Genomic DNA, 9,199 nt, shown 5'->3' on the forward strand with positions numbered 1-9,199 from the left:
AGCCGTAAAGCCATTGCGCAGGGAATGTCGGATGTTCTCCGCTGCCCTGTATGCTCATGTGCAGCATTCTTATGCACGATCGCACATGAGACCGCGGGTGCAGCGCGCATCCGGCATTCCCTGCGCCCTCTGAATTTTGGGGGCGCGGAATTTCTAGCAAAGCTCGGGCGCGATGTGCCGCGAGAACGCGAAATTGCGTTTGTCGTCATTGCGAGCGCAGCGAAGCAATCCATGCCGCCGCACGAAGAAAGAATGGATTGCTTCGCTTCGCTCGCAATGACGTTGGTGGGCTGTTTGAAATTCAAATCGGAACAGCAGGGCAAGCGAAACGACCTGGCACAACCAGCGCTTGTCCGTGACGGTGCGCACAGCCGCGGTCGTCGGCCGGCATGAAGCTGTCAGTCCGGCAACGGATTGTCCGTTGTCGGACGATGGAGACAGCGATGACTTCGAACATGCCTGCCTTGGACGACCATGCACTCGATGCCGTCAGCGGTGGTCTTGGCAAAGGAGACGTGTGCGTAGGAACCACGACGATGATCAAAACCAGCGCGGGTACCCTGACACTCGGCGCTGCCAACTGCACCGCCGGCGGGGTGACGGTTTCAATTCCGTTCGGAAGCTGGGAGCCCGCTTAACGCGTCGGGTCCCGCCGCGATGCCAGCCACGGCCGGCCTCTCACCATCTCGCTACCGGTTGACGGGCGGCAAGAAGCGGATTGTCACCGCAGCGACAGACCCGTGGCTCTAGACGTGAGGCGCGCTCGATCCGCGCAATCGTTCGACATACCAGAATGCCCAGATGGCAACGAACGAGAGGACGAATATCCCCCCGCATGCAAGGAACGTTGATCCAATACTTGTGTCCATGACATCCTCCAACAGGGTTGATCGCTTGCAGTCCCGCCAGTCGATGTTGCGAGCATCAAGCTGGTTTCAAATCGTGCGGTCGCGGCGGACGTTCACTTGCCCGTCAGAGCGTCAATGCCGCTGACGTTTCACTGGGTCGGTCATTCCGGACAGCGCTTTGCGAGCGAGATCTCGTTCGCGGATCAATCGATCCATGAACTGACCTCGAACCGTAGGCGGGAGTGTTACCGAACTCTCAGTCACCGAAGGGTGCCACGGGCAGGGCGGTGATAAGGGAAGGATGCGCGCTATTACGCGAAAGTGCCAATCAATAGTGCTCACGCAAGGCAGAATGTTTTTGACCGCACACCATGGATGTCGGAACTTTTGCGCAAAGCGGAACAGAAGGCGGAAGGCAGCAACTATTCCGCCGCTTTGCTGGTCGGCGGATGGCCCCGCAGCCTGTCCTGGGCCCCGCGCGGCGCTCACGTGACGACAGTCACGGAAGAGTTGGCCTTGCCGGCATAGGTTGCGATCACAACGAGCGATGATCGCTTGCGCCAACGGATGGAGACTTGCCATGACCAAGGTCAATCATGAACTGCGCATCGATGAGCTGGATCTGATCAGTGGAGGCGGCTTGAAATCGGCGTTTGATAAGCTGCCGACCACCACCACCACGACCGGCGGCTCCGGCACCGGTGCGCCGGATTGGTGGAAGCCGTTCCCCGGCTATCTGACTATGGATTCGATCAGGGCGCTCGGCCCCATTGGATTCTGATAGTCTGAATGGCTTGCAGGGCGGAATGGCACTTGTCGCGCCGTAGCCCAACGGGCGAAGGCGGAATCCATTCCGCCGCTTTTTCCTAAGCCCGCACCGCAATCAGCTGCGAGCCGACCGCGCCCAGCAGGAGCTGGTGCGCGCGATCGACGATCTCGTCGAGCGAGCGGGTGCGCGCAAACATGGCCTGCGCCTGCGCCAGCAATTCGTCGCGCGTGGGAATCCTCGGATGGAACGACGCCAGTACTTCGGCCGTTTGCGACCGGGCCTGGCTCAGCGTCTCCTGCAACGCCAGCAATTCGGACGAATGCAGCGCCGATGAAACGGCGAGCGCAATCCGCTCGGGATTGAACCATGCGACGAGTTCGTCGGCGGCGCGATTGATGACGCGCGAACCCAGCCGCTGCTCGTTGCGCAGCACCTCGGCGGGCGGCGTCTTCAGGTCCCGGACGACGCGAACGAATGACAGCGCCTTGAGGATATAAAAGGTGACGTCGATTTCCCACCAGCGAAAACCCTGGCGGGCGCTGCTCTGGTAGGCGTGATGGTTGTTGTGCCAGCCTTCGCCCATGGTGAAGAACGCCAGCAGCCAGTTGTTGCGGGAATCATCGCCGGTGACGTAGCGCTTGCGGCCGTGAACATGCGCCAGCGAATTGATGCAGAAGGTCGCGTGATAGAGCAGCACCGTGCTCCAGACGAAACCGACCACGAGGCCGGACCATCCGCCGATCAGGAAACAGATGATCGCGAGGATCACGCTCGGCAGCTGCTCGAACCGGTGCAGGAACCTCAATTCCGGAAAGGCCGCGAAATCCGCCACCTTGACCAGATCGGTCAGGTCGTGCTGCCGGTAAAAAATCCATCCGACATGGCTGTAGAAGAAGCCCTTGTGGCGCGGCGAATGCACGTCATGTTGCGTATCGGAATGCAGATGGTGATGGCGATGCTTGGCGGCCCACCACAGCACGCTCTTCTGGGTGGTGCTTTGGGCCAGGAACGCCAGCACGAATTGAAACAGCCGGCTGGTCGAATAGGAGCGGTGCGAGAAGTAGCGGTGATATCCCGCCGTGATCGCGAACATGCGCAGCCAGTACAGCGTCACGCAGATCGCGACGGCCTGCCAGGTGATGCCGGTCCAGAACGCGGCAAAGCAGCTGAGGTGCAGCACGATGAACGGCAGCGCGGACGGGTACATGATGTCGTCATGCGCATCGGCGGTTTGGGCGTCGGCATTGTCTGGCTTGTCGGACATGAAGTGCGTACTTGGCTCCCTGGCGCATGCCGGCGCTGCCGGGCATGACTCACGGCTGATGGACGAGGTGATGATCGCATCCACCGGTTAAAGACCCGCTGAGGGGCCGGACGATGTTAGTCGAGAGTGGGCTGAGGCTCGTCAGTCACGCGCACTATGGGCGGGGCCAAGTCGGTCGGCCGAAGTTCGATCACCATAAATAGTTCCGGCCAGCCGGCGGCGCAAGGCAATGTCCGGTACCGATCCTGAGGCCGTGGGTCGCACTCCGGCCGAAAGGGGCGCGGGGCAGGCGAAAGGGCAGGCGAAATGACGGCCGGCCCCGCGCCCTGATCGGAATTGGAATTGTTCCAAATTATTGGGAACCCGTTCCATGCCGCTCGCCCGATAGGACCTGAAAATCGGGCGATATCAGTATCCAATGAGCTCCGAAACCGCGTGATTGGAGCTCGGCTTTGACGTATGGGTCCAGCGGTGGCCGTGGTATTTGTCACCGCGGGACGATGGGGTTAACCGACCAGATTCACTGAGGCCTTCTTGCTCGATAAGCTTGAACTATTGCTGGCGCTCGCAAAGGAGCGGCATTTCGGACGCGCCGCCGAGGCGTGCGGTGTCACCCAGCCGACCATGTCGACGAGCCTTAAGCAGCTCGAGGAAATCCTCGGCGTCATGCTGGTGCAGCGTGGCTCGCGCTTTCAGGGTTTCACGCCCGAGGGCGAACGCACGCTCGACTGGGCGCGGCGGATCGTCGGCGACACCCGCGCCATGCGGCAGGAGATCAACAGCCTCAAGGACAAGCTCTCCGGCGAGATCAGGCTGGCGGCAATCCCCACCGTGCTCGGCATGGTGGCGCAGCTCACCACGCCGTTCCGCGCGCGCCATCCCGATGTGCGTTTCCAGATCCGGTCCTGCACCTCGGCCGAGGTGCTGGGGCTGCTGGAAAATCTCGAGGTCGACGCCGGGCTGACCTATATCGAGAACGAACCGATCGGCAAGGTTCGCACCATTCCGCTCTACAACGAGAGCTACCGCCTGCTGACGGCGCCGGACGCGATGTTCGGCGATCGCAAGCAGGTCACCTGGAAGGAAGTCGGCCAGGTGCCGCTGTGCCTGTTGACGCCGGATATGCAGAACCGCCGGATCATCGACCGCGCGCTGACGTCGGTCGGCGCCGAGGCGATGCCGACGCTGACGTCGAACTCGCTGCTGGTGCTCTATACCCACGTCAAAACCGGGCGCTGGGCCAGCGTGATGCCGGCGAAGCTGGCGGAGACGTTGGGGCTCGCGGACACCGTCCGCAGCATTCCGATCGTCGATCCCGTGGTCGATTACAGCATCGGCATGGTGGTCCCGCAGCGCGATCCGATGACGCCGCTGATCGCAGCCCTGGTGCAGATCGCCCGCGAAGTCGCGCCGACCCTGGAATCGGCTTGAGGCCGGCTAGGCTGCGACCGACAGCTTTGCGCTCGGCTTTTGCGGCTCGCGCGGCAGCTTGATCCGCACCACCGTTCCGGTGCCGAGCTTGGAGCGCAGCCGCATCGTTCCGCCGTGCAGACTGGTCAGCGATCTCGCGATGGCGAGCCCGAGGCCCGAACCCTGATAGGTCTTGGTGAGCTGGCTTTCGACCTGCTCGAACGGTTTGCCCAGCCGCCGCAGCGAATCCGGAGCGATGCCGATGCCGGTGTCGGCGATCACCAGCACGATGGAATCGCTGAGCACCTGGCCGCGCACGGTGACCCGGCCGTCGTCGGGGGTGAATTTGACGGCGTTCGACAGCAGGTTGACGAAGATCTGCTTGACCGCGCGGCGGTCGGCCATGACCGAGATGGTGCTTTCGATATCGGCGTCCAGCGTCAGATGCTTGTCTTCCGCGCGCCCGGACACCACGCGCAGCGACTCCGCCAGAATGTTCGACAGGTCGAGCGGCTCCATGTCGAGTTTCATGCGGCCGGCCTCGATCTTCGACATGTCGAGGATGTCGTTGATGACTTCGAGCAGATATTTTCCCGATGTCAGGATGTCGTGGCAGTACTCCTGGTATTTGTCGGAGCCGAGCACGCCGAACATGCCGCTGCCCATGATCTCGGAGAAACCGATGATGGCGTTCAGAGGTGTGCGCAGTTCGTGGCTCATATTGGCGAGGAACTTTGATTTTGCCTGGTTGGCTTCCTGGGCGCGGGTCCTCTCCTGCGAATATTTCTCGGCGAGGTCGGCGAGTTCGGATTGCGAGCGCTTCAGGTCGAGGACGTTGGCGCGCATCCGGGCGTCGTTTTCGACCAGCTTCTGCTCGTGCTCCTTGATGCGGGTAATGTCGGTGCCGACAGAGACGTAGCCGCCGTCCTTGGTGCGGCGTTCGCTGATGTGCAGCCAGCTGCCGTCGTCGAGCTGTGCTTCGAAGGTGCGCGCTCCCGGCGCTTGCGCGCCGGTCTCCTGCAGCCTGGTGCGGACCTCCGGCATGCTGCCGACTTCGATCACGGTTTCATAGGAGGTGCCTGATGTCACCGCCGAGTCAGGCAGTTTGTGCAGGCGCTGGAAATGCGAGTTGCAGAGCACCAGGCGGTCTTCCGCGTCCCACAGCACGAAGGCTTCCGGAATGGTCTCGATCGCGTCGCGCAGCCGCAAATCCGCCTCGACCGTTTTCTCGGCGAGGCTCTTCTGTTCGGTGATGTCGACCGCGATGCCGATCAGATGCAGGCCAGAGTCGGCGGCGGCCTGGCTGAGTTCGCAGCGCACCCGCAGCCAGATCCAGTGACCGCCGGTGTGCTGCATGCGGAAGGTCTGGTCGATATGGTCGAGCTTGCCGGAAATCAGCTGATCGGCGATCGCGAACAGATCGATGTCGTCGGATTTCACCAGCGCGTTGACTTCGCCGAACGTCAGCAGGTCGTTGCGGGAGTCGAGCCCGAGCATCGTGAACATCGACTGCGACCAGAAAATGCGCCCGCGCGACAGGTCCCAGTCCCACAGGCCGCAACGGCCGCGGTTGAGCGCGGTGTCGATCCGGCCGCGCACCGCGTCATTGATCAGGTCACCCTCGCGGGCGCGGGTCGATTGCCAGTGGAACGCAAAGCCGAGGATCAGCACGACGAAGCCGGTGGTGGCGGACAGCGTCATCGACAGCGCCGCGTCCGATCCCCACAGCGGATCGCTCTTCTCCTGGATCACGATGACCTGGCCGGGCAGCGCCTTGACCAGCCGCGAAATCGCCAGCGCGCCGTTGCCGCTCGGCAGCGTCATGTCGTTGACGACGCCCTGCTGAGCCGGCGCGGCGAGCAGTTGCGCGGTGGAGATCACGTCGAGCACGCGGTCGCTTCCGCTGAGGCCTTCGACCGGAATCCGCGCCAGCACGCGATGCTCAACCCCGGTGATGATGAAATGGCGGCCGGCCGCGTTGCCCCAGGAGGGAATGAGTTCGGGCAGCAGGCTCTGCAGCCGGTCGATGGTGAGGGCGCGATCCTGCCGGACGGAGGCGAGGCGATCGATGCGTTCGGCCATGAGGTCGGTGACGGCGGCAAGGTCGCGCTTCATCGCGGCGCGCTTCTGCCGGGTCTGGTCGATCACCTGCACGACCGCGCCGAGGCAGATCGTGATCAGGAAGGCAATGATCAGGGTCGGCACGGCGCGTCGCAGCGCCGGCTCGGCGATGAGCAGCCTGTGGTAAGCCGGTTTAGCGATCGATTGCGCCAATCCCTTGATCGAGTCGGATTGGACACACGCGTTCGCCGCATGCGCGCGCGCCATGCTAATAAACCCCCGCCGAAATTAATTTTTTCACATCGTTCGGAAGAACCCCACGTCGTTTCCGAATCACAGCGATTTGAATCCGTTTTTCCCGGGCTGTCGAGAGTCAACGATTCGTTAATATGAAATAAATCTTGTCCAACGGCGAATCGGGGACTCCAAAAAGAGTCCGAAACAGGAACGCGTCCGTATTAGTACGTCCAGCTCACAGATAAGGCGGTTCGGCGTGGCTGATCACGCGCTTGATGGTCGGGAAGGCGCGGCGCAGTGCGCGCTCGATCTCGTCGACGTTCTCATGCACCTTGATGACGCTCATCGACGGCGCGGCGCGGCAATGGAAGTTGACGATTTCGCCGGCGTCGGTGTCGCGCACCCGCACATTATGGATGTCATGGATGGCGCCATTGGCCGCGAAACCCGCCAGCGCCGCCTTGATGACTTCCACCCGTTCGGGTGAGGCGTCGGTGCCGTGGGGCAGTTCCGGTTCCAGCGGCTCGATATGGGTGTCGACCTCGACGTCCTCGCCAAAATCCTCGCGGATGCTGCGCTCCAGTTCATGGGCGATGTCGTGCGCCGCTGATAGCACCATGTCGCCGTCGACTTCGAGGTCGATGCTGACCGTCAGCCTTCCGCCGAGATCGTGCACCGTGACATGGTGGACCGCGAGGCCGGAATTGCGTGCGATCACCATGATGCGCTCGCGCACGCTCTCATTGTCGCGCGCCACCGGCACCGCGGTGAACGTCAGATCGGCATCGCCCAGCGCCTGGCTGACGGCCGCCTGCGCGGTCCGCTTGATCGCTTCGACGCGGTCGATCGGGGTGGTGCGGGGCACGTTGACGATGGCGTCGATGAAATGGGTCGGCCCGACCATGCGCACGCGCAGCCGTTCGACGCCGACCACGCCGGGCAGGGCGCGGATCGCCGCGGTGGCTTTCTCCGCCGCGCCTTCCGGCGCGCGGTCGAGCAGGGTTTCGATGGTGGATCGTCCGAGCCGCAAGCCCAGCAGCGATATCATCACGGCGACCGCGATCGCCGCCACCGTGTCGCCCCAGGCATAGCCGAAGCCGGTCAGCACCAGGCCGATGATGACGGCGATCGAACCCAGCACGTCGGAAGCAAAATGCAGCGCGTCCGCGGCCAGCGCCTGGCTCTTGGTTTCGCGCGCGGTGCGATGCAGCGCCCGCGCGCGCCAGAAATTCACGCCGATATCGATCACCAGCACCACGAAGGGAATGGCGGACAGCGTCGGCGGCGGCGCGCCGTCGCGCAGCCGGCTCCAGGATTCCACCAGAATGCCGCCGGCCAGCACATAGAGCAGCGCGATGACGAACAGCGCCGACAGGCTTTCGAACTTGCCGTGGCCGTAATGATGTTCCGCATCGGCCGGCTGGTCGGATACGCGCACCACCAGCCAGGTGATGATGGTCGCGACCACGTCGACCGAGGAGTGCAGGGCCTCCGAGATCAGCGCCAGGCTGCCGATCGCAATCCCGACCGCGAATTTCGCCGCCGCCATGCCGGCGCTGGCAAAAATCGAGATCGCGGCGACGTTGGTCTTGAGGTTGGAAACGCGGGCGTGGGTTAATGTCATGTTCGGCGGTTTAGCAGGGCGTCCGTCAACATCAAGCGCCCATCCACAGCGCCAGTCGCAACTGGTTTGCAGAAGCAGGTTTGTTGCGAATTGTTCTGAATTAAGAGAGCGCCATTGCGGTGGTTTATCCGTTGTGTCGTCCCGGCGAAGGCCGGGACCCATACCGCGTGATCTCTCGGTGAAGCCTCGGTAGCAGAGACCTTTCGCAAAACTTCTCCCTGTGGTTATGGGTCCCGGCCTTCGCCGGGACGACGGCAACATATGGCTCCGCGATCTCGCGACGCATTGCGCCCGAGTCTTGCTTGAAATCTTCCCGCCCTCTCAAGAGAGGGCGCAGGGAATGCCGGATGCACGCTGCACCCGCGGTCTCGTGTGCGGTTTGCACAAAGGAAAGTGCACACGAGCATACAGGGCAGCGGAGGCGATCCGACATTCCCTGCGCAATGGCTTTACGGCTTATGCCGTGCTCTCCCCGGTGACGAGTTCCTTTTTGTCACCGTCGTCTGCGGATTGACGGCTCATCGAGACCCGGTCGGGTTCGACTTGCCTCCGCAAACTTGACACCAGCAACGGGTGCCAGGACCACACGGTTTTGCCGTACGCAGCATTCCCGTCTTCGCCTTTGGCTTCGCCGGGCGCGGCCCGTCTTCGCTTCAGGTCCATTCGGGCGTTGGCATCGCTCGTCTTGCGCGCCGTGTGCCGCTCATGAGGTTCATCTCACCCTGCAGCCACGTATCGCGCGCGACGCTGCTGCGTCCACCGCACCCCGTCCCACGTTCGTGACGATCGCGAGCGCCCCTCTCATTGGGACGGGATGGATGAGGTGTGCAGGTGATTTGGGGGTGAAGGGAAGAGAAATATTTTCGACTTTCGGAAATTTTGGGTTTGACATGAATTCTGCTAATCGGAAGTGATTTGCCCGACGAGGCTGGGCAAGAACCTGCGTCTAGCTCGTGCAAGGGAGCGCTTGGCGGCAAGGGGCGAAC

7 protein-coding genes are annotated in these 9,199 nt (G+C 62.7%); 4 read left to right on the forward strand and 3 right to left on the reverse strand.

All coding sequences use genetic code 11. The features are described 5' to 3' along the window. From JQ629_RS36665 to JQ629_RS36675, 3 genes are all read left to right on the forward strand, one after another. Window positions 1-393, forward strand: a 393-nt coding sequence (locus tag JQ629_RS36665) for a hypothetical protein (RefSeq protein ID WP_212416755.1), incomplete at its 5' end; no start/stop codon positions are given. 50 nt (window positions 394-443) lie between these two features. After that, window positions 444-638: a hypothetical protein gene (locus JQ629_RS36670; protein ID WP_212035330.1), complete on the forward strand. Its 195-nt coding sequence runs from the start codon at window positions 444-446 to the stop codon at window positions 636-638. Window positions 639-1,428: 790 nt separating this feature from the next. Then, on the forward strand, window positions 1,429-1,629 hold the full coding sequence (locus tag JQ629_RS36675) for a hypothetical protein (protein ID WP_212416756.1): 201 nt from the start codon (window positions 1,429-1,431) through the stop codon (window positions 1,627-1,629). A gap of 85 nt (window positions 1,630-1,714) precedes the next feature. Here JQ629_RS36675 and JQ629_RS36680 read toward each other — a convergent pair whose 3' ends face one another. Then, a complete protein-coding gene (locus JQ629_RS36680) occupies window positions 1,715-2,881 on the reverse strand; it encodes an acyl-CoA desaturase (RefSeq protein ID WP_249135537.1) in 1,167 nt (388 codons plus the stop codon). A 534-nt stretch (window positions 2,882-3,415) separates the two neighbouring features. Here JQ629_RS36680 and JQ629_RS36685 point away from each other — a divergent pair. Then, window positions 3,416-4,312 (forward strand): LysR family transcriptional regulator, encoded by an 897-nt coding sequence (locus JQ629_RS36685; protein ID WP_192734320.1) that lies wholly within the window; start codon window positions 3,416-3,418, stop codon window positions 4,310-4,312. A gap of 6 nt (window positions 4,313-4,318) precedes the next feature. Here the strand turns inward: JQ629_RS36685 and JQ629_RS36690 are convergent, their stop codons facing one another. Both JQ629_RS36690 and JQ629_RS36695 read right to left on the reverse strand, forming a co-directional pair. Then, window positions 4,319-6,619, reverse strand: a complete 2,301-nt coding sequence (locus JQ629_RS36690) for a sensor histidine kinase (RefSeq protein WP_212386820.1) — start codon at window positions 6,617-6,619, stop codon at window positions 4,319-4,321. A 205-nt stretch (window positions 6,620-6,824) separates the two neighbouring features. After that, window positions 6,825-8,213 carry a cation diffusion facilitator family transporter gene (locus JQ629_RS36695; RefSeq protein WP_212416757.1) on the reverse strand — a complete coding sequence of 463 codons (1,389 nt, stop codon included), beginning with the start codon at window positions 8,211-8,213 and terminating at the stop codon, window positions 6,825-6,827. Window positions 8,214-9,199 lie beyond the last annotated feature (986 nt).

This window comes from Bradyrhizobium sp. AUGA SZCCT0222 (genome assembly GCF_018130205.1).
In the GTDB taxonomy this organism is placed as follows: Bacteria; Pseudomonadota; Alphaproteobacteria; order Rhizobiales; family Xanthobacteraceae; genus Bradyrhizobium.

Coding starts and splice junctions, on each gene's coding strand:
- JQ629_RS36670 (WP_212035330.1), top strand. CDS start 444: ATGACTTCGAACATGCCTGCCTTGGACGACCATGCACTCGATGCCGTC.
- JQ629_RS36675 (WP_212416756.1), top strand. CDS start 1,429: ATGACCAAGGTCAATCATGAACTGCGCATCGATGAGCTGGATCTGATC.
- JQ629_RS36680 (WP_249135537.1), bottom strand. CDS start 2,881: ATGTCCGACAAGCCAGACAATGCCGACGCCCAAACCGCCGATGCGCAT.
- JQ629_RS36690 (WP_212386820.1), bottom strand. CDS start 6,619: ATGGCGCGCGCGCATGCGGCGAACGCGTGTGTCCAATCCGACTCGATC.
- JQ629_RS36695 (WP_212416757.1), bottom strand. CDS start 8,213: ATGACATTAACCCACGCCCGCGTTTCCAACCTCAAGACCAACGTCGCC.